The 18,834-nt window shown below is 70.3% G+C and carries 15 protein-coding genes and 1 pseudogene; 7 read left to right on the forward strand and 9 right to left on the reverse strand.

Annotated features, from left to right (window positions below; translation table 11 throughout):
• Window positions 1-189 precede the first annotated feature (189 nt).
• The 3 genes and pseudogenes from ACZ4SW_RS27735 to ACZ4SW_RS27745 form a co-directional block, all read left to right on the forward strand.
• Entirely contained in the window at window positions 190-480 is a 291-nt protein-coding gene (locus tag ACZ4SW_RS27735; protein WP_468251055.1) for a hypothetical protein, read from the forward strand.
• Window positions 481-793: 313 nt separating this feature from the next.
• Entirely contained in the window at window positions 794-2,473 is a 1,680-nt protein-coding gene (locus ACZ4SW_RS27740; RefSeq protein ID WP_468251057.1) for an LCP family protein, read from the forward strand.
• A gap of 18 nt (window positions 2,474-2,491) precedes the next feature.
• Window positions 2,492-2,740, forward strand: a pseudogene (locus ACZ4SW_RS27745) (FtsW/RodA/SpoVE family cell cycle protein); the annotation flags it as partial.
• Here the strand turns inward: ACZ4SW_RS27745 and ACZ4SW_RS27750 are convergent.
• Window positions 2,643-3,602 carry a heavy metal transporter gene (locus tag ACZ4SW_RS27750; RefSeq protein ID WP_468251058.1) on the reverse strand — a complete coding sequence of 320 codons (960 nt, stop codon included), beginning with the start codon at window positions 3,600-3,602 and terminating at the stop codon, window positions 2,643-2,645. The pseudogene ACZ4SW_RS27745 and the gene ACZ4SW_RS27750 overlap by 98 nt on opposite strands.
• A 120-nt stretch (window positions 3,603-3,722) precedes the next feature.
• Here ACZ4SW_RS27750 and ACZ4SW_RS27755 point away from each other — a divergent pair, with 120 nt between their 5' ends.
• Window positions 3,723-5,150, forward strand: coding sequence for an FtsW/RodA/SpoVE family cell cycle protein (locus ACZ4SW_RS27755; protein ID WP_468251060.1), 1,428 nt, complete (start codon window positions 3,723-3,725; stop codon window positions 5,148-5,150).
• A 510-nt stretch (window positions 5,151-5,660) separates the two neighbouring features.
• Here the strand turns inward: ACZ4SW_RS27755 and ACZ4SW_RS27760 are convergent.
• The 3 genes from ACZ4SW_RS27760 to ACZ4SW_RS27770 form a co-directional block, all read right to left on the reverse strand.
• Window positions 5,661-6,581, reverse strand: coding sequence for an undecaprenyl-diphosphate phosphatase (locus ACZ4SW_RS27760; RefSeq protein ID WP_468251062.1), 921 nt, complete (start codon window positions 6,579-6,581; stop codon window positions 5,661-5,663).
• A 175-nt stretch (window positions 6,582-6,756) separates the two neighbouring features.
• Entirely contained in the window at window positions 6,757-9,441 is a 2,685-nt protein-coding gene (mgtA, locus tag ACZ4SW_RS27765; protein WP_468251064.1) for a magnesium-translocating P-type ATPase, read from the reverse strand.
• Window positions 9,434-9,796 (reverse strand): ArsR/SmtB family transcription factor, encoded by a 363-nt coding sequence (locus tag ACZ4SW_RS27770; protein WP_388996022.1) that lies wholly within the window; start codon window positions 9,794-9,796, stop codon window positions 9,434-9,436. The genes mgtA and ACZ4SW_RS27770 overlap by 8 nt, the downstream gene beginning before the upstream one ends.
• A gap of 469 nt (window positions 9,797-10,265) precedes the next feature.
• On the opposite strand from ACZ4SW_RS27770, the gene ACZ4SW_RS27775 reads away from it, so the two are divergent.
• From ACZ4SW_RS27775 to ACZ4SW_RS27785, 3 genes are all read left to right on the forward strand, one after another.
• Window positions 10,266-10,652 carry a hypothetical protein gene (locus tag ACZ4SW_RS27775; RefSeq protein WP_468251066.1) on the forward strand — a complete coding sequence of 129 codons (387 nt, stop codon included), beginning with the start codon at window positions 10,266-10,268 and terminating at the stop codon, window positions 10,650-10,652.
• Window positions 10,653-10,929: 277 nt separating this feature from the next.
• Window positions 10,930-11,991: an alpha/beta hydrolase gene (locus ACZ4SW_RS27780; protein WP_468251068.1), complete on the forward strand. Its 1,062-nt coding sequence runs from the start codon at window positions 10,930-10,932 to the stop codon at window positions 11,989-11,991.
• Between the two features lie 408 nt (window positions 11,992-12,399).
• Window positions 12,400-12,819 (forward strand): hypothetical protein, encoded by a 420-nt coding sequence (locus tag ACZ4SW_RS27785; protein ID WP_468251070.1) that lies wholly within the window; start codon window positions 12,400-12,402, stop codon window positions 12,817-12,819.
• 242 nt (window positions 12,820-13,061) lie between these two features.
• Here ACZ4SW_RS27785 and ACZ4SW_RS27790 read toward each other — a convergent pair whose 3' ends face one another.
• The 5 genes from ACZ4SW_RS27790 to ACZ4SW_RS27810 all read right to left on the reverse strand — a co-directional run bounded on the left by ACZ4SW_RS27790 (window position 13,062) and on the right by ACZ4SW_RS27810 (window position 18,695).
• Entirely contained in the window at window positions 13,062-14,186 is a 1,125-nt protein-coding gene (locus tag ACZ4SW_RS27790) for an alpha/beta hydrolase (protein ID WP_468251071.1), read from the reverse strand.
• A gap of 347 nt (window positions 14,187-14,533) precedes the next feature.
• Window positions 14,534-15,409, reverse strand: coding sequence for a polysaccharide deacetylase family protein (locus ACZ4SW_RS27795; protein ID WP_468251073.1), 876 nt, complete (start codon window positions 15,407-15,409; stop codon window positions 14,534-14,536).
• A gap of 514 nt (window positions 15,410-15,923) precedes the next feature.
• Window positions 15,924-16,730: an ABC transporter ATP-binding protein gene (locus tag ACZ4SW_RS27800; RefSeq protein ID WP_468251077.1), complete on the reverse strand. Its 807-nt coding sequence runs from the start codon at window positions 16,728-16,730 to the stop codon at window positions 15,924-15,926.
• The gene (locus ACZ4SW_RS27805) at window positions 16,727-17,707 is read right to left on the reverse strand and encodes a FecCD family ABC transporter permease (RefSeq protein ID WP_468251079.1); all 981 of its coding nucleotides are present in this window, start codon (window positions 17,705-17,707) and stop codon (window positions 16,727-16,729) included. Before ACZ4SW_RS27805 ends, ACZ4SW_RS27800 begins: the two co-directional genes overlap by 4 nt.
• 70 nt (window positions 17,708-17,777) lie before the next feature.
• The gene (locus ACZ4SW_RS27810) at window positions 17,778-18,695 is read right to left on the reverse strand and encodes an ABC transporter substrate-binding protein (RefSeq protein ID WP_468251081.1); all 918 of its coding nucleotides are present in this window, start codon (window positions 18,693-18,695) and stop codon (window positions 17,778-17,780) included.
• Window positions 18,696-18,834 lie beyond the last annotated feature (139 nt).

Below are 18,834 nucleotides of genomic sequence, written 5' to 3' on the forward strand. Positions count from 1 at the left end.
CTCGGAGGCAACAGGCGAAGGCTTGAAAGACACGACACCAGGATCCCGCCAACAAGCCCATCACACCCACAGAACTAACGAAAAAATCAGTAGTGGTCCGGTCGGCGAGCAGGCCAGCCGTAGCACGACAGGCGATGCCGGCCTGGGGCTGCCATGCCCCGGGAAGCGCGCCGGAGAGGGAAAACACCCATGTCGCACGGCGACGCCCAACGACACGACGCGAATCTCCGGCTGGGAGCCGCGGTGGCCGAGATCGAAGGGCTCTACACGGCACTGCTGAGGGCCACATCCCCCCGGCGGCAGCAGCGGCTTCGGTTCGAACTGGCACGCGCCGCCGAACGGCTCGCGGCCGTTCCGGGCCGGCGGCGGGGAAGAGTGTCGCCTGTGCCTCCGAGGCGCACGCGCCAGGAGCGGCGCAGAGCACTGGCCGAACTGGGCGCGGCGTGGATCACCGAGCGCTACGGACGGAACGCACGCTGACGCGAAGGGGGACACGCGATGCCGGATCCCCCACCCGCCCCACCACGCGGACACCGCAGTCTCCGGGGGATCACGCGGCGCACTGCACCGGTGCGGGCGGTGAAACCGTCCGCACGAGCCAGGACCCGGATCACGTCGTGTTCCGGTCGGATGCGACGGCACCTCTCGTCCGTGCACCCAGCAGGGCATTGCGGAGGACCTGGATTCGTTTGCTAGATTGCGCAACCAATTGATCAATGATGCCTTGCTCCGCCTGATGGGGACTGACACTCCTCGACGGCGTCCTGGGCCTGACCGTTTGCGGGAGTTGGAGATGCCTGACCTGCGGGAGGGCTCCACCGGCCGCGCCACGCGCCGTCGTGGCACCCAGGCGCCCCGTCAGCGTACGGAGGGGTCCTCCGGCGCTCGGCCCCCCGGCCTGGAAGGCGCACGGCGTCGGGTCCGGCCGGCGAGCCGGGGGAGGCGGGTACTGCGGGCGGCCGCGATATGCCTGGCTCTCGCGGTGCTGGTGGCGGGTTGTGCCGGGTGGTGGCTCTACCAGCACTTGAACGGCAACATCACGAGTGTCTCGCTCGACGGCAAGGGCGGCACCGAGAAGGCGGATGCCTTCGGCCGCACACCCATCAACATTCTGGTGATCGGCTCGGACGGGCGTACCAGCGCGGAGGACTGCAAGCTGGGCGGCGGCTGTTCGCAGACCGGCGTGCAGTCCGGCAACGGGAACGCGGACGTGGAAATGGTGGTCCACATAGCCGCGGACCGCTCCAACGCCTCCGTGATGAGCATCCCCCGCGACACCGTGACCAACGTCCCGGCCTGCAAGGACAGTGCCAGTGGCGCCTCCACGTCCGGTTACTACGGCCAGATCAACAGCGCGCTGTCCTACGGACCGGCCTGCCAGGTGGCCACCGTCCACCAGCTCACCGGCATCCCCATCGACCACTTCGTCAAGCTCGACTTCGCCGGTGTGGTGAGCATGTCCGACGCGGTGGGCGGGGTGTCAGTCTGCGTCAGCGACAACGTGTACGACACCTACTCGCATCTGAAACTGTCCAAGGGCACCCACACCCTCAAGGGGGTCGGGGCTCTGGAGTTCGTCCGCTCCCGGCACGGCTTCGGCGACGGCAGCGACCTGGGCCGCACCTACGCCCAGCACATGTTCCTCAGCGCCATGATCCGTAAGTTCAAGAGCGCGGGCACACTGACCGATCCCACGGCGGTGTACGACCTGGCCGATGCGGCGACCAAGGCCCTGACCGTGGACGACGGCCTGGGGAGCATCAGCAGACTGGTGGATCTGGCCTCCGACGTGAACAAGGTCCCTTCAGGCCGGATCACGTTCACCACCATGCAGACCGCCCCCGATCCCGGCAACAAAGACCGAGTGGTGCCGGGCGTCGGTGCGAAGTCGCTGTTCGCGGCCATCGCCAACGACCAGCCCCTGACCGGCGACTCGGGCAAGAAGTCCACGGCGGCCACCGCCACCGCCTCCCCCCGGGCGGTCGACCCCTCCCAGATCGCCGTGAAGATCGAGAACGGCACCGGCACCGGCGTGCCTCGCGCCTCCGAACTCGCCACCGCCCTCACCGGCAAGGGCTTCAGCTCGGGCACCACCACGGCCAACGCCGCCGGCACGATGCCCACCACCACCCTCACCTACGGCGCCGGCCAGAAACCCCAGGCCCAGGCGGTGGCCGCAGCGCTCGGGCTGCCGTCCTCACACCTCAAGCAGGGCGGCACCGACGGCCTGACCCTCGTGATCGGCAGCGACTGGCCCAGCGGCACCACCTACCCCGGCGGGAACGGCGGCACCTCCTCCCCGGCGCCCGCCGACACCCATGCCGCGGTCACCAACGCCCATGCGGAGACCGCAGACCAGTCCAAGAGCTGCGCCCAGGTCAGCCCGTACAAGACCGTCCAGTTCAACGGCGTCGACATGACCCCCGCCCAGGCGTACGCCGCCGCCACCGGCCAGCCCGACTCGGACCGCTGACCCGCAGGCAACCCCCTCGCCGACCCGGGCCTGGACCCGTCCGGTGTCGGCCACGACACCAACCAGGCCCGCACCGTCCTCGGCTCCGGCGGCCCGACCGGGCAGGGGCTCTTCCACGGGGCGCAGACCACAGGGCAGTTCGTGCCGGAGCAGCAGACGGACTTCGTCTTCAGGGGCGCGGCGGAGGAGCTGGGCTTCGTCGGCGACGGGCCGGTGATCTGCGGGCCTGACCCAGTGCCACCGCCAGCGTCCCGGTCCGCCCGGGATCGGGTGCGGTGTGTGTCCAGCCCCGGTCCGAGGCGGTGCTGCTCCAGCGACGCCCCTCGAACGTCACGGACGTGGCGTGCAGTTCGGTGGCGTGGCAGACCAGCCACAGGGCGAGGGACCAGCCCGTGGAAGCCTGATCGGTCGCAATCGGGTAGCTGACGCTGCCGCCGGAGGCAGGCAGGGCGACCGGCGCGTCTCCGAACTCCCGCCGGACGGTTGCCGCGACACCGCCACCGTCACCGGCCTCGCTCACCGCGCCCGCCGCACCGCTTCCTGCGTCGGAGGGGGCCGGATCGGCCCCGCTCACCGTGCAGCTCAGCGCCGGCCCCTCCCGCCCCGTCAGCACGTCGGCCAGCGTCGCCGCCATGTCCTCGTGCTGGGCGTACGCCTCCGGGTAGCCGCTGTGCTGGACCCGCTGCGCGGCGACGGTGACCGGCAGCGCGACGTAGTCCGGCACCTTCACCAGCGCGTCGAAGAACCTGCCCGACGCGTAGACGGGGTCGCGGATCTGCGCAGGGCTGCCCCAGCCCTGGGACGGACGCTGCTGGAACAGGCCGATTGAATCGCGGTCCCCGTAGGTGAGATTGCGGAGTTTGGACTCCTGGATCGCGGTCGCCAAGGCGATGGTGACGGCCCGTTCCGGCAGGCCGCGCGCGTGGGCCACGGCCGCGATGGTCGCGGCGTGGGACGCCTGGTCCAGGTCGAGCGTGACCGTTCTGCCGTCCGGGCCGTGCGCCGTGCACTCGTCGGGAGTCGTCGAGTGGATGAGCCGGACGGCGAGGTAGCTCACGAGCGCCAGGACCACGCTCACCCCGATCACCACCGCCCACGCCTTGCGGCTCCCCCTCCTGCGTGCCGCCACGCCGACCCTCCTCTTACCTGCCCTCAGCTACAGTTCAGTTGCTTTGTTGCGCAACCATATAACTTTGTTGGCCGTGGCCCGGAACGGGACTTCGGCGGAGAACCGATCAAGGGGGAAGGCATGACTGGTCGGCGTGGACCGGCGAAACCGGCCGTGCGGCCGAGCCGGTCAGGGCGCCTGAGCGACCGGGACCTGGAGTTGGTCCTCCTCCTCGGCGCGGTCCTCATCTCCTGCTACGGCTATGCCGAGACGTCCCTCGCCGTCAGCGGCAAGCTGCCGCCGAGTCTGGCGCTGACGTGCCTGGCGGCGGTCGTCCTGCCCGTGGTGTGCCATGTCGCCGTACGCCGGTTCGCGCCCAACGCCGATCCGCTGATCCTGCCGCTGGCCACCCTGCTCAGCGGTCTGGGGCTCGTCCTCATCCACCGGCTCGACCTGGCCTACGCGGCGCACTACCGTCACGCGACAGCCGCGGCATCCGGGCAGTTGATGTGGTGTGTCATCGCCGTGGTGGTGTTCGCCGCGGTGGTGGCCCTGCTCAGGGACCACCGCAGGCTGCAGCGCTATCCGTACGTCACGATCACCCTGGGACTCGTCCTGCTGATGGCGCCGGCCTTCTATCCCGGCGACGTCTACGGCGCCAAGCGGTGGATCTTCATCGGGCCCCTGTCCTTCCAGCCCGGCGAGTTCGTGAAAATCATCATCGTGGTGTTCTTCGCCGGATACCTGACGCTGCGCAGGGACGCCCTCGCGCTTGCCGGCCGGCGCGTCATGGGTATGTACCTGCCACGTGGGCGACAGCTCGGCCCGGTCGCGACGGTGTGGATCCTCAGCCTGCTCGTCCTGATCTTCGAGCGGGACCTCGGCACCTCGCTGATCTTCTTCGGCCTGTTCGTGATGATGCTGTATATCGCGACCGAGCGCACCGGCTGGGTGGTGTTCGGCGTCGTGATGTTCGCCGTCGGCGCCTTCGTCGTCGGCTCCTTCGAACCGCACGTGCACGGCCGTGTCGTCGCCTGGCTGCATCCCATGGACATCTTTCTGCCGCCTGAGAAACGACCGGTGGGACTGGTCTCGGACCAGGCCGCCCAGGCCTTGTTCAGCTTCGGTTCGGGCGGCATCCTCGGCACCGGCCTCGGTCAGGGCCACCCGGAGCTCATCGGTTTCGCCGGACGCAGCGACTTCATCCTCACCACCGTCGGCGAGGAACTGGGCCTGACCGGCGTCACGATCGTCATCCTGCTCTACGCGCTGCTCGCCGAGCGCGGCCTGCGGACGGCCCTGACGGTTACCGACCCGTTCGGCAAACTGCTCGCCGGCGGTCTGGCCGCTGCGCTGGTGCTGCAGGTCTTCGTCGTGTGCGGCGGTGTCACCGGGCTGATCCCGCTCACCGGCAAGGCCCTGCCGTTCCTCGCCCAGGGCGGCTCGTCCATGGTCGCCAACTGGCTGCTGGTCGCCGTCCTGATCAAGGTCAGCGACACGGCCCGCCGGCCCCCGCCGGTGCCGGCCGCGGACGTCGGCGCCGCCGAGACCCAGTTGGTACGGCCGTGAGCCCGGCATCCCCTTCGCAAGCACCTCCTCGACGTCGACGGCCTCGGGATCGAGGAGATCCGCTCCGCCCTGGACCCGAGGGCGGAACTGGCCGACGCGGTGAACGGTGAGCCGGGCGAGTCGACCGAGCAGGCCGCGCGAACGCCGACCGGGCGGACTGGAAGTGGGGCGAGCCGAGTGGCCTCGCCGGAGCAGACCCCCCGGGTACGCCTACGATCCCGACGCCACCTGAGCGACGACGAGCGGTCGGGCGGCCCGGGCTGCACCGAGCGGTCAGGGATACGGCTGAGGGCCGCCCGTCACCCGAAGGCGAACGCGCCGGCCCTCCTCCGGAGGGCGAAGGCACCCGCCCTCCGGAGGAGGACGAAGGCATCGGCCCCTCCGCTCGAAGAGAACGGCGTGCCACTCGCCCCGCGTGGGCAGCCGCCCCCCCCACGTCGGCATGAGGCAGACGCCCCTCACACCGGCGTGAACCAGCCGGCCCCCGGCCCAGCTCGAAGCAGGCGCCCCTTACGCCAGGGTGAAGTACGCGAGGCTGCCCAGGCCCGCCACCGAGCAGTAGATGGCGAACGGGACAAGGGTGCGGTTCTCGAAGTAGCGGACGAGGTAGCGGGTTGCGAGGTAGGCCGCCACGAACGCGGCCAGGCTGCCCGCCAGCAGCGGGCCGCGCAGGCCGTTGCCCTGTGCGCCGAGCAGCGGCGGCAGCTTGAGCAGCGCGGCGCCGCCGATCACCGGCGTGGCGAGCAGGAACGCGAAGCGCGCGGAGTCCTCGTGGCCCAGGCCCTTGAAGATGCCCGCGCTGATCGTGGAGCCGGAGCGGCTGATGCCGGGGAGGAGGGCGAGGATCTGGGCCGCGCCGATCGTCACGGCCTGCCGGATCGTCATGCGGGTGATCCGCAGGTCCGACTGTTCCTCGGCCGACAGATGTTCCTCCCCGGGGGCGGTCACGGCCCCGGCCCTCCTGCGGCCGGTCCCGCCGCGCCGCAGCTGCTCGGTGACGAAGAGCACGACGCCGTTGAGCGCCAGGAAGATCGCGGTGGGGATCGGGCGCCCGAGCGTCGTGCGGAACACCTTGTCGAGCGCAACGCCGGCGACCGCGACCGGGACGCATGCGGTGACGATCAGCCAGGCGAGCCGCTGGTCCACGGTCTCGATCCGGCGCTGGGTGACCGACGTCGCGAGGCCGCGAATCACGCGGACCCAGTCTCGCCAGAAGTAGACGACGAGCGCGAGCGCGGTGGCCAGGTGGAGGCCGACCAGCTCGTTGAGGTAGAGGGACCCGTCGGCGGAGACGTTCAGGTCGTGTTTCCAGTGCCCGCCGAGCAGCGCGGGTATCAGGATGCTGTGCCCCAGGCTGGAGACGGGGAAGAGTTCGGTGACGCCTTGCAGCAGGCCGACGCCCACGGCTTCGGGATAGGTCAGAACGGACATCGGCCGGCCTTCGTCTCCAGGTGTGCGAGGGGGCGGAGCCGAGGGCCCGCGCGCGGCGGACGGCTCCGGCCGCGGAAGGTACTACAGGCGGGCAAGAAACCGGACAGCCCACCCGAAGCGCCCGGCTCACGCTGCTCCCTCTTTCGGACGCCGCCAGCCGGACCTCCGCCAGGAATTACCCGGCTTGACCCGGTTTGCTCCCGTCGAGCAGATGCCGTTCGTGGCGCTTGCGGGCCAGGACGAGCCCGGCGGCGTACAGCGCCAGGACGATGGTGAGAAGCAGGTAGTACTCCAGAGGGAGCACGGTGAGGCCGAGCAGCGGGCCGAGCGGGGAGACCGGCAGCACCAGACCGATGACCGCGAGGCCGGTCGCGGTCCAGCCGACCGGGCCGGGCGGGCGGTCCTGGAAGAAGCGGCGGCCGGTCCGCAGCAGCACCATCACCAGGCTCTGGGTGATTAGGTTCTCGGTGAACCAGCCGGAGTGGAAGACCGCCTCGTCGTCGACCGGGCCCGGGCCGTGCAGGGCGAGGGCCAGGACGACGAAGGTGGCGAGGTCGGCCGCCGCGTTGAGGATGCCGAAGCCGACGATGAAGCGCAGCAGGGCGCGCGGGTGGAGGGCGACCGGGCGGCGCAGCAGGGCCGGGTGGGGGCGGTCGTAGGCGAAGGCGAGCTGCACCGTGTCGAAGCACAGGTTCTGCACCAGTACCTGCGCCGGGAGCATCGGCAGGAAGGGCAGCAGAAGACCGGCGGCCAGCATCGCGATGACGTTGCCGACGTTGGACGACAGTGTGATGCGCAGATACGTGGCGATGTTGCCGCCGCTGTGCCGGCCCGCCCGGATGGCGTGGTCGACGGCGGTGAGGTCCTTGTCGGCGAGCACGACGTCGGCACTTTCCCGCGCCACGTCGGTGGCGCCGAGTGGGGCGATGCCGACGTCCGCCGCCCACAGCGCGGACACGTCGTTGACCCCGTCGCCGAGGAAGCCCACGGTGTGACCGCCGGTGCGCAGCGCGGCGCTGATCCGGGCCTTGTGCTCGGGGGTGCAGCGGGCGAAGACGGTCGTACGGCGGGCCAGCTCGGCCAGTTCGGCGTCGGTCAGACCGTCGATGCGGTCGGCGGTGACCACGGCGTCCTCACCGAGCGGGACATTCAGGTCGCGACAGGCCCGTGCCGCCGTGCCCGGGTGGTCACCGGTGAGGATCTTGACCGTGACGCCGCGTGCGGCGAGAGCGGCGAGGGCGGGCGCCGCCGTGGGCGCGAGGGCGTCGTGCAGGGTGACGAAGCCGCGGAAGTCCAGGCCGCGTTCATCGGCCGGGGTGTACTCGCGCAGCCGGACCGCGCGTTCGGCGGTGGCCACCGCCAGCACCCGCAGGCCGTCCCGCGCGGCGCGGTCCGCGAGGTCCGTCAGGCGCCGCACCTCCGCCGGCTCCAGCGCACAGCGCTCCAGGACGGCCTCCACGGCGCCCTTGACGACGAGCGTGTGCGAGCCCAGCCGGCCGGGACTGCGCACCACGGCCGTGGACAACCGGCGCACGGGGTCGAACGGGAGCGCCGCGACCCCGTCGTACGCCATCAGGTCGTCCTCGTCGACCGCGTCCAGGAGCGCCTCGTCCAGCGCGTCGGGCTCGGGCAGCTCGGCGAGCTGAAGGGTCCACCAGGCGTTGACGGCGGCCCAGCGCACCACCTCGGGATCGGCGTCGCCCGCGGTGTCCAGGCCCCGCTCGACCACCGGCCGGTCCTGGGTGAGCGTGCCCGTCTTGTCCAGGCACAGCACGTCGACCGCGCCCAGGTCGTGCAGGGCCGGGAGCCGTTTGACGATCACCCCGTGCGTGCGGGCCAGCAGCGACGCGCCGCGCGCCAGACACGTCGTGACGACGACCGGCAGCATCTCCGGCGTCAGCCCCACCGCCACCGCCACCGCGAACGGCAGGGTCTCCAGCCCCCGGTCGCGCAGCGCGGCGTTGGCCATGAGCACCAGCGGCGGGGTGAGCAGCATGAACCGGATCAGGATCCACGAGATGCCGTGCACAGACCGGTCGAAGGCGCTCCGCTCGCGCCGGCCCACCGTACGGTCGTGGGCGGCCGCGAACCGGGTGCGCCCACCCGTCTCCATCACGACGGCGGTGCCGCTGCCGGTGGCGACGCTGCTGCCCTGGAAGCACAGCTGCGGTTGCTCGAACACCGCGGCCGGGGCCGGTCCGGCGACGTCCGCCGCGTGCTTCGCAACCGGGGCCGACTCACCGGTCAGCGCCGACTGGTGCACGGTGAGTCCCCGCGTGCGCAGCAGCCGTACGTCCGCCGGGACCAGGTCGCCCGGGCCGAGCTGGACGATGTCGCCGGGGACCAGGTCCTCCACCGGGATCTCCTGCGGCTCGGGCGCCGCGTCGTCGGCGGACCTGCGCAGCACGGTGGAGGTGGTGGCGACCAACTCGCGCAGATGGGCCATGGACTGGTCGGCCCGGCGCTCGCCGGAGGCCCGCAGCACTGTGCTGATCACGACCAGCACGAGGATCACACAGGCCGTGGACCAGGCGAGCACAAAAGCGGAGACCACGGCGAGGCAGAGCAGCACCGCGGTGAAGGGGTCGCGCAGGCCGCGCAGCAGCAGGCGCGGCCAAGAGGAGTCCTCACGGGCGGGCAGCGTGTTGCCCCCGAAGCGGGCCAGGCGCAGCGCGGCCTCGTCCTCCGTCAGCCCGCGCGGCCCGGTGTCCAGCCGCCGCAGCACCTGCAGTGCTGTGCTCGCGTTCGACGCCCCGGCGGGCGTCCGCGTCTCGGTGTCACCCGGCGTGCGCGTGCCCGGTACGCCCCCGGACACCGGCGTCGCAGCGTCCTCTCCCCAGGCCGGGGCGCTCCTAGGCATCGGTCCCCTGCAATCCACCCTCGACAGCGGTCGGTTCCGCGGCGCGCCGGGACAGTTGGCCGACCATCACCCGCACGACGGCGACGACATCGGGGTCGTCGACGTAGTAGATCTGCCGTCGGCCCTCCCGGCGGGATCGGACAAGACCCGCGAGCTTCAGTTTGGACAGGTGCTGGCTGACGGCCGGCAGCGCCCCGCCGATCCGGTCCGCCAGCGCGCTCACGTCGCTCTCGCCCTGGGCCAGAGCCCACATGATGTGCAGCCTCGGCGCCGCGGCCAGCAGCCCGAAGGCGGCGGCCGCCTCCGCGAGCACATCGGTGGACGGATCCTCGAAGCCGCCGAAGATCTGCGCCACAGTCCCCTCCCTCTCGCCACCGGCCCACCAGGGTCGCCCGCAGCACGCGGCCACCAGTCTAGGCGTCACCTGCCGGACGTCTCGGCCGTCGGCTGTGAACCTCGGCGGGCTCCGTGCTCCTTGATCGACTCGGCGCGTTCGACGGTTTCGCCGACGTCGTGGTGCCTGGCGCGCTGTCCGTCCGGGGCGGGGGTGGGCGGGTTTCGGTGCGTCTGCCGAGCGGGCCGGAGGCCGTCGCACGACCGGTTGTGCCCGGGCCGGGGTATCGCCCACCTGACGCACGGCGGGTCAGAGATCGGTGAGTTGTCGGCTCTTGCGGTCCTCGATGATGTGGTCCACACACACGGCGAGGATGATCAGCAGCAGTCCGTCCGGCTCGTACATCAAGCAAGCACGATTCGTCCGCGATAATAGTTGCGCTGTTGCGCAAGACAGCAAGGGCATCCGCAGGTGAAACGGGGAGTCACACATGGCCACTGCATACCGCCGTCCTATGAAGAGCCGCGCGGCGGCGCTACTCCTGACGCTGCTGCTCGGACTGGGCCTGACCGTGACACCGGCGGCCGCCGCGACCGACACACTGCAGCGGGCGACGGCGGACGTCGCCACCGTACGCACCGGGTACGCGTCGCCGAACACCGCCTCCGACCTCAGCCTCCGACACCCCATGTCCCGGCATCACGCCTCGTCGGCTCGGCTCCGCACCTCGAAGACCAGGAAGAAGAGCGGCTTCTTCAAGAAGCTCGGCATCTTCCTCCTGGTCATCGTCATCCTGGTCATCCTCTTCATCGCCCTGCTGGTCTGGTTCCTGGTCCGGCTCGTCCGCAGGGCCTTCTCCCGCGGCGGCCGGAGCTGAGCCGGCGACCGGCCGTGCACCCTTGAGGCCGTTGCACCCGCACGTCAGGAGCACGCCCAGTGTCTTCCTCGTCCGGCTTCGGGCCGTGGCCACGAGACACGACAAGCTCGCCGTCCGCTACGAGGCTCCGTTGTGCTGGACGCGGTCCTCAACGCCCGGCTGCTCCTGCTCGACCGGGCGGCGATCGTGTCCCAGTACCCTCCGACACAGGGGGCGATCATGAAGGAGCGGACGGGATCGCCCCCTTTGTCCTCGACCTGGTTGCAGAGGTGACCGTGTGGCTCTGACCGGAACGTCCTTCTTCGCGGTACTCGTGATCGCGGCCGTCGTGGCGGTGATCGGCACGATCGCCCTGTGGTCCTGGGTGCGCGGACCGAAGGTCGTGCGCTGGCTGGTGCACGGTGTGATGATCGGTGTGTGCCAGCTGACGGCCATCTGTGTCGTGGCGACGTGGATCAACAACAGCTACGGCCTGTACGCCTCATGGTCCGATCTCCTCGGTAACACGAACAACGGCAACGCGGTGGCGATGCCCGGACCGCCGATATCCCGTGCCAAGTTCAACCACGCCACCCAGGACGGGGTCCTCGACACCTACTTCCACGGGCGGCGTTCGGCCCTGTCCGGTCAGGTGCTGGTGTGGACGCCGCCGCAGTACGACCAGGCCGCCTACCGCACGAAGCGCTTCCCCGTGCTGATGCTGCTGCACGGGGTGCCCGGCTCGCCGCAGTCGTGGCTGGAGCACGGCGGGATGCCGGGGGCGTTCCAGGACCTGCTGAACCAGCGGAAGGTGAACCCGTTCATCCTCGTCATGCCGGTGGTCAACCCCGGCAGCGTGGACACCGACTGCAGCGACCTGCCCCAGCGCAAGGTGGCGACCTGGCTCTCTTCCGACGTGCCGGACCTGATCCGGCAGAAGTTCCGCACGCTGTCCGGTCCCCGCGGCTGGGGTGTGATGGGCTACTCCACGGGCGGCTTCTGCTCCGCGAAGCTGCCGCTGCAGTACCCGAAGGTCTTCGGCGCGGGCGCGGCCCTCGACCCCGACCCGCTCGCCGGCGACCGATCCGTCATTCCGGATGCGGCCGAGCGGCGGGTGAACAGCCCGATGTACCTGGTCCGGCACACCCGTGCACGAGTCAGCCTGTTCCTTGCGACCTCCCGTCAGGACCGGTTCAGCCCCGCCACGGCCATTGAGGAGTTCGCATCGGCGTCCGCGGCTTCGTCCGTGCGGGTGCGGACCCTGCTGCTGCCGAGCGGCGGTCACAACTACAACACCTGGTCGGCGGAGTACCCGGCGGCCTTCGGCTGGTTGAACCAGTGGCTGTCGGCGCCGCGTTGAGTCCGTGCCCCGCCTCGGCGGACCTGCGCCGCGAACGCCTCTGACGCCCGCTCGTCGAAGAGTACGGAGCGCCGGCGGCCCGGGGTCCGAGCCGGGCCAGGAGCCGGGGCCGCAGGGCGACCCTTGTTCGGGCGGGCCCTCCCGCCGCTGCCCCCTCCGCATGCGCTGAGAGCACGCGGAGCTGACGTCGGCGGCGCGCCGCCGGGTCCGGCACTATCAGCAGGAGTAGCCCGTGGCTTCGGGTCGGGTCTCGTCGGCCGCTCCGATCGTTCGGCTGTTGCAACACAGTGACAAAGCGCCTACAACGCGTCCGTGTGATGGAACGTCTTTTTCGGTGAGACCGCGCCAATGGCACCTACCTCGCCTTTGGCTCAAAGCCTGCTATTCCATATCGAGAGGGGCAGAACAGTGATCGTTGCCAAACGGCACACTGTGCGCATCGCGGCCGTCGGCGCCATCAGCGCCATCTCCGTCGCCGTGGCGGGGAGCGCAATGGCGGCCACCCCGGCCGGCCACATCGCACTCCCCGCCGCCGCGCACGCGGCCGCGGCCGTCAAAGCCGGCATCACCGCCAAACCGTCGGTGTCCTCGGTCCGGGCCTGGGACCTGTTCCGGGTAACCGGCAAGACCGTCGGCCTCAAGGCGGGCAGCAAGGTGACGCTCCAGCAAAAGCAGCACGGCAACTGGGTCACGCTGCCCGCCAGCGCGCCCATCTCGCGCAACGGCTCCTACTCGCTGGGCGTCAAGCTCGGCCTGAAAGGGAAGAACGACCTTCGCATCGTCAGCGGCAACACGGCCTCACCGGTCTTCAGCGTAACCGTTCGATAGGCCGGCTGCCGCAGGAGCCGACTCAACGGACGTTGTCCGGCAGCAGCGCACGGGTGGCCCGGTACATGGGGGCCGTCCCCGCACCCGTGGGCACGGCCCCGGCACGGGTGGCGCGCCGGAGTACGTTCCCCTCAACGGGCACGAACGTGCCGTCCGGCCTGGACGCCTGGCGTTCGAGCGCCTGCAGGGCCGTTTCCGGCCGGCCGCATCACCCGCTTTACGGGGCGTCAGGCACCGGTGGCTCAGTGTGCGACCAGCCGCTCGCTCATCCACTGCAGCATCGGCGGGATCTCCCGCTTCCAGGTGTTGAAGTTGTGCCCGCCGTTCGGAAGGATGATCGACGAAATCCTGGTCACGTTCGTGTCCTGCACGCTCTTTATGAACTTGAGCGTGTCCTTGTAGTTGTGCTCACCGACCCTGCTGCTGGTGACGAGCAGCGACGTCTCGGGGGCGGGCAGATGCCTGAGCGCCCAGAAGAGGTCGGCACGGTTCTGCAGGTTCTTGTCGCCGTGGAAGAGGTCCCCGGTGGTGGGGTCGATCAACGCCCTGTAGTACGGCGACAGGCCCGCGGCGGCCGCGTACGAACCCGGGTGGTGCATGGCGATCTTGAGTGCGCAGTAGCCGCCGGTCGAGTCGCCGGCGATGCCCCAGCTGGCGGGCGTCTTGTCGACCCGGTAGCGGGACATCACCGCATCGCGCAGGTCCTTGGCGAGGAACGTCTCGGTCTGCGGGCCGCGGGGAACGTCAACGCACTCGGTGTCCCGCGGCGGCGCCACGGTCGGACGTAGCATCACCAGGATCATCGGCTGCATCTTCCCGCTTTTGGCCAGCTGCTGCGCTGTGCTCGGGTAGTTCAGCTTGTCCACCAGCGCCTGGGCCGTGCCCGGGTAACCCGTGAGAACGACGGACACCGGGAACTTGCGCGCGCGGTTCTGCGGCTGGAAGTACTCCGGGGGCAGGTACACGAACGCCGGCGCGGCCAGATGGGTCGTACGGCCGATGATGTCGACCTTCTGGACCTGCCCGGACATCTGCGGCAGCGCGCTGCTCGCACCGATGACACGGGAGGCGGAGACCACTTGGACGGGGCTGCCGCCGCCCTCCGCTATATGGTCGACGACCACTCCCTGGCCGGTCTCCTGGCCGAACAGGTCGGACCAGCTGGCGTAGAAACCGAAGGCCTGGTTGGTGGCGAGTCCCACCGTGGCGAAGCCCGCCAGTTGGGTGGCGAGCAGCAGCCCGAACCGTCCGCTGATGGCCCGCCAGTTCCGCCGGGCGAGGCGCGGCCACAGCCATATCGTGCCGAGGAACAGCACGAGGGCGAGGACGATCGCCAGCATCAGCACTTTGTTGCTTGTGAGACCCATGGGCTGTTACCTGCCTGCGCTTTCTGCCCGGCACCCGCCCGCGCCTGGTCGCGAGGGCTAGCCCGGGGCTTTCCTTGGCCTTTGACCCGACTTTCCGATGGGGAGTGAACCTCTCCTCCCTGGACACCGCCCTAAGGGGCGCAATGTCGCCGGATGCCCGATCGAGCCCGGGTTCAAGGTCTCTCGCAGAACTACGAGATGCGATGTCTGTCAGATACATGAAAAAATGCCGGGCGAGGTTCCGACCCGATCCGGTCGGCCACGGCGCACACTGCGCGACCCGCGCCCAGGACCGAAAGAGTGCAACGCTGCGAAGCACACTGATTCCTGGTCGGTTCCTGGTCGGTTCAGTGTCCGGCCGGCGGCTGGATGTAGTCCTCCAGGCGGGCCACCGCGAAGCCCTGTTCCCGGATGCGCTTGAGCAGATTCGCGAACATCTCCGTCATGGTGGCTCCCTTGAGCTCCGCAGGGCCGCGGAAATGGGCGAGGATGATGTCGCCGGGACGCAGCTTCTTGCCTGGATCTTGGTACTGCATATTGCGTACCTGCATGGACTCGCGCCACCAGACGATCGCTCGTGGCCCGCACTCTCCGACCGCGATCTTGGTGTTGTCGTTGTACGCCCCGTAGGGCGGCCGGAAGAGGAACGGGGCGGTGCCGTACTGCTGGGTGAGGATCTTCTGGTCGCCGCACACCTCTTCCTTCTGGCGGGCCAGTGGGATGGTGTTCATCGCGGGGTGGTGCAGGGTGTGGTTCTGTATGTGGTTGCCCATCGCCTGCAGTGGCTTGAAGTACGCGTAGTCCGACTTTATGGCGTCGTTCATCAGGAACATCGTGATCGGGATCTTCAGGTCCCGCATCATCTCGATGAACTTGGGGTCCTTTTCCAGTCCGTCGTCGACGGTGATGAAGACGACCTTCTGGGATGTCGGTACGTGCGTGAAGACCGGGACTGGGCCGGTCGCGGACAGCTTGATGGGTTTGTCCGCCGGGGGCTCGGGTGCCGCGGGCAGCGGTGTCAGGCCCCACTTGTGCCAGGCGGCAGGCTCAGCCGTGGCGTGCGACGCGGTCCCGGGCCTGCCGCCGACGGTGGCGGACGCCGACGAGGTGGCCGCCGGGCTGGTCGCGTCGCCACCGCTCATGCCGCAGCCCCCTACGGAGCCGGCCAGGAGCATGCTGACCAGCGGGGCGCCGAACCTTCCGGCTATGTTGCGTCGCTTCACCGCACCGCTCTCCTGACTGCAAAGCTGACCTCGACTCTGCTGGGAAGGTAACCGCGGTATGAAAAGCGAAGTTCAGCGGTACGAAAGGTGACGTTCAGCGGACGGTGAGAATATGGCCAAAGCCCAGACCGTCCCCGGCGCCATGCGGGTCATCACAGCCGACGTCCGTCAGGGAGGCGGCGGTGCGGCGGGTGACCCTCGAAGCGCTTCTGCTGTGCCGCGTACAGGTCCTGGCGGCGGACCCGGTCGTCCCCGTGGTGATATCCGCGACGGCAGTCGTCGGCCGGATGGCTGTACCGGCGGGTCGGGCCCGCGACCTGCTCGACAAACGTCCGCCGCACACAATGCCGTCGCAAGCGGCTGGATCACCGCCCTGTCGAAGCTGGGCCTGAGCTGACCAGCCGGCGCCGATGTAGGTCAGCCGTCGGCGTCCGCTTCCGGCAGCGCTTCGGGGCAGGGCGGTATCCGAGGTGCGTCGACATGGACCTTGCACGGATATGCCTGCCGAAGCTGGTCAGAGACCGACTGTGCCGGGGCCGCGCAGCGGCGTGACCACGGGACGGCCGTCGGTGTCCGTCGTCACCGACACCCGTGCCGCGTACACACGGGCGATCACGTCCTCGGTGATGACCTCGGCAGGCGTGCCGCTCGCCGCGACGCGTCCCTTGTCGAGCAGGACCAACCGCTCCGCGTACTGTGCGGCCGTGGTGAGGTCGTGCAACGTGGTGACCACGGTCAGGCGCCGCGTGCCGCGCAGCTCGTCCACGAGGTCGAGAACGTGCTGCTGGTGTCCGAGGTCGAGCGCGGAGGTGGGTTCGTCGAGGAGCAGCAGCCGGGGTTCCTGGGCCAGGGCCCGGGCGAGCGCGGCGCGTTGCCGCTCGCCGCCGGAGAGCACGGACAGACGGCGAGCGGCATGGTGGGTGAGGTCGAGCGCGGCCAGCGTGCGCGCCGCGGCCTGGCGGTCGCGTTCACCGGGGCTCGCGAGGTAGCCGAGGTGGGGCGTGCGGCCCAGCAGCACGTACTCCTGGACCGTCATGTCCGGCGGCAGTACGGGTGCCTGCGGCACGTAGGCGATCAGCCGGGCCCTCTCCCGGGCGCGCAGGCGCCCGACGTCGGTGCCGCCGACGACGACCGTGCCGCGATGGGGGAGCAGACCGGCGACGGCGCGGAGCAGCGTCGACTTGCCCGCCCCGTTGGGGCCGATCAGCGCCAGCCAGCCGCCCGGGGCGAGGGCGAAGGACACCGCGCGCACGACCGGGGCGCGGTCCAGGTCGACATCGAGCCCTGCCACGTCGAGCCCGTTTCCGGCGAGTTCGCTCATGTGCGCACCGACCGGGTGGAGCGCAGGATCCATAGGAATGCCGGAGAGCCGATCAGTGCGGTGACGACGCCGATGGGCAGTTCGGCCGGTGCCACAACGGTGCGGGCCAGAGCGTCGGCGAGGACCAGGAATCCGGCGCCGAACAGCAGGGACAGCGGAAGGACGAGCCGATAGGAGGCGCCGGCCAGTCGGCGCACCGCATGCGGAACGACGATCCCGACGAAGCCGATCAGCCCGCTCACCGCCACGGCGCTCGCCGCGGCCAGTGCGCAGGCGGCCACGACGGCCAGCCGGATGCGGCCCGGGTGCATGCCGAGGGCGCGGCTCTCCTCGTCGCCGACGGACAGCACGTCGAGATGGCGGCCGTGCAGCAGCACGACCACGACGGCGGCCGCCGTGTAGGGCAGGATCTCCACCGTCTGGTGCCATGTGGCGGCGGACAGGGAGCCCAGCAGCCAGGAGTAGACCTGCTGGATGTCCTGGCTGGAGCGCTGGAGGACGTAGGTCTGGACGGCGGTCAGGAACATCGAGACCGCCAGTCCGGCGAGCAGGAGTGTCGAGGTGCCCGGCCCGCCCGCCACGCCGGCCAGGTAGGCGATGGTGACCCCGGCCAGCGACCCGACGAACGCGGCCACGGGCACGGCCGCCGGTGCCGTACCGCCCAGGGAGACGATGGCGACCGTCGCGCCGAGGCCGGCACCCGCCGACGCGCCCAGCAGCGAGGAGTCGACCAGGGGGTTGCGGAACACGCCCTGGTAGCCCGCGCCGGCGAGCGAGAGCGCGCCGCCGACCACCGCTGCGAGCACCACGCGTGGCAGCCGGATCTGGAAGAGCACGGCACTCTCCAGCGGGCTGAGCCCCGAGGGCAGATGGACCCACGGCACCCGGTCCAGCAACGCGGTGGCCGTCGCCAGCGGACTGACGGCCGCCGCCCCCGCCATCGCACCGACAAGCACCGCGGCGGCGAGGAAAGCCACCGCGATTCCGTAGACCCGCACGGTGCGAGAGCGCGTTCCGACCCTGCTCACAGCCACTGCCCGCCTCGCGTCACCGGGCGGAGGCCTTCTGGACCGCCTGCGCGATCTGCGCGACCAGTTGGGGCAGACGCGGGCCCCAGCGGGAGGCGACGTCAGCGTCCAGGCTGATGATCCTCTTGTTCTTCACCGCCGGAATCCCCGACCAGCCGGGCCGGGCCGCGACGATCGCAGGGGTCTGCCCGCCGTCGGACGACCCGTCCGAGAGGAATATCAACTGCGGCTGCGCCGAGACGATGTACTCCTGGGCCAGCTCGGGATATCCGCCGTCGGAGGCCTTGTCCGCCTTGTCGGCGATGTTCTTCAGGCCGAACAGGGATGCTATCTGTCCGACGAAGGTCGAGGAGGTCACCGAGTAGTAGGGGCTGGCACCCAGCTCCCAGTAGTAGCTCAGGTTCGCATGGTCGGAGCCGGCCTGCTTGACCGTGGCGGCTATCGCGGACTTCATACCGGCGACGGATCGTGCGGCCTGCGCTGCGTGGCCGGTGGCCCGGCCGAGCTGCTCGATCTGGCGGTAGGCGTCGTCGATTGTCGCCGCCGCAGGCTCGATCAGCACGGGCACGTCCAGCTTGCGCAGTCCGGCGACCAGTCCGCCGGAATCCTGCGAGGCGACGACCAGGTCCGGGTCGTACTTCACGATCGCCTCGATGTTCGGGGTCAGTCCGCTGAGACTGGTGACTGGCGCGCCGGCCGGATGGTCGGAGTTCGCGTCCACCGCGACGACCTGCTTGCCTGCGCCGATGGCGTACAGGTCCTCGGTCGCGGTCGGTGAGAGCGACACGATGCGCCGCGGTCGGCTCTTGACGGTGACCTTGCCGTTCGCCGGAGTCACCGTCACGGGGAACGACGCGGCGGCGGACGATCCGGATGCCGAAGCGGTCGACGCGGCGGTGCCGGAGCTCTTGGAGCTGCAGCCGGCGACGAAAGCCACGGCCGCGATCAGGGCGGTTGCCGCCGACAGGGCGTGGACGAGCGGCTTGCGCCGACGAGGCCGAAGCCGGACAGGTCGCCGAAGCCGAGCAGGTTGGTGTGCCATGCGGCACTTCCTCCCGAAAGCACGGGAAGAAGCC

This window comes from Streptomyces sp. NPDC028331, from assembly GCF_055565775.1.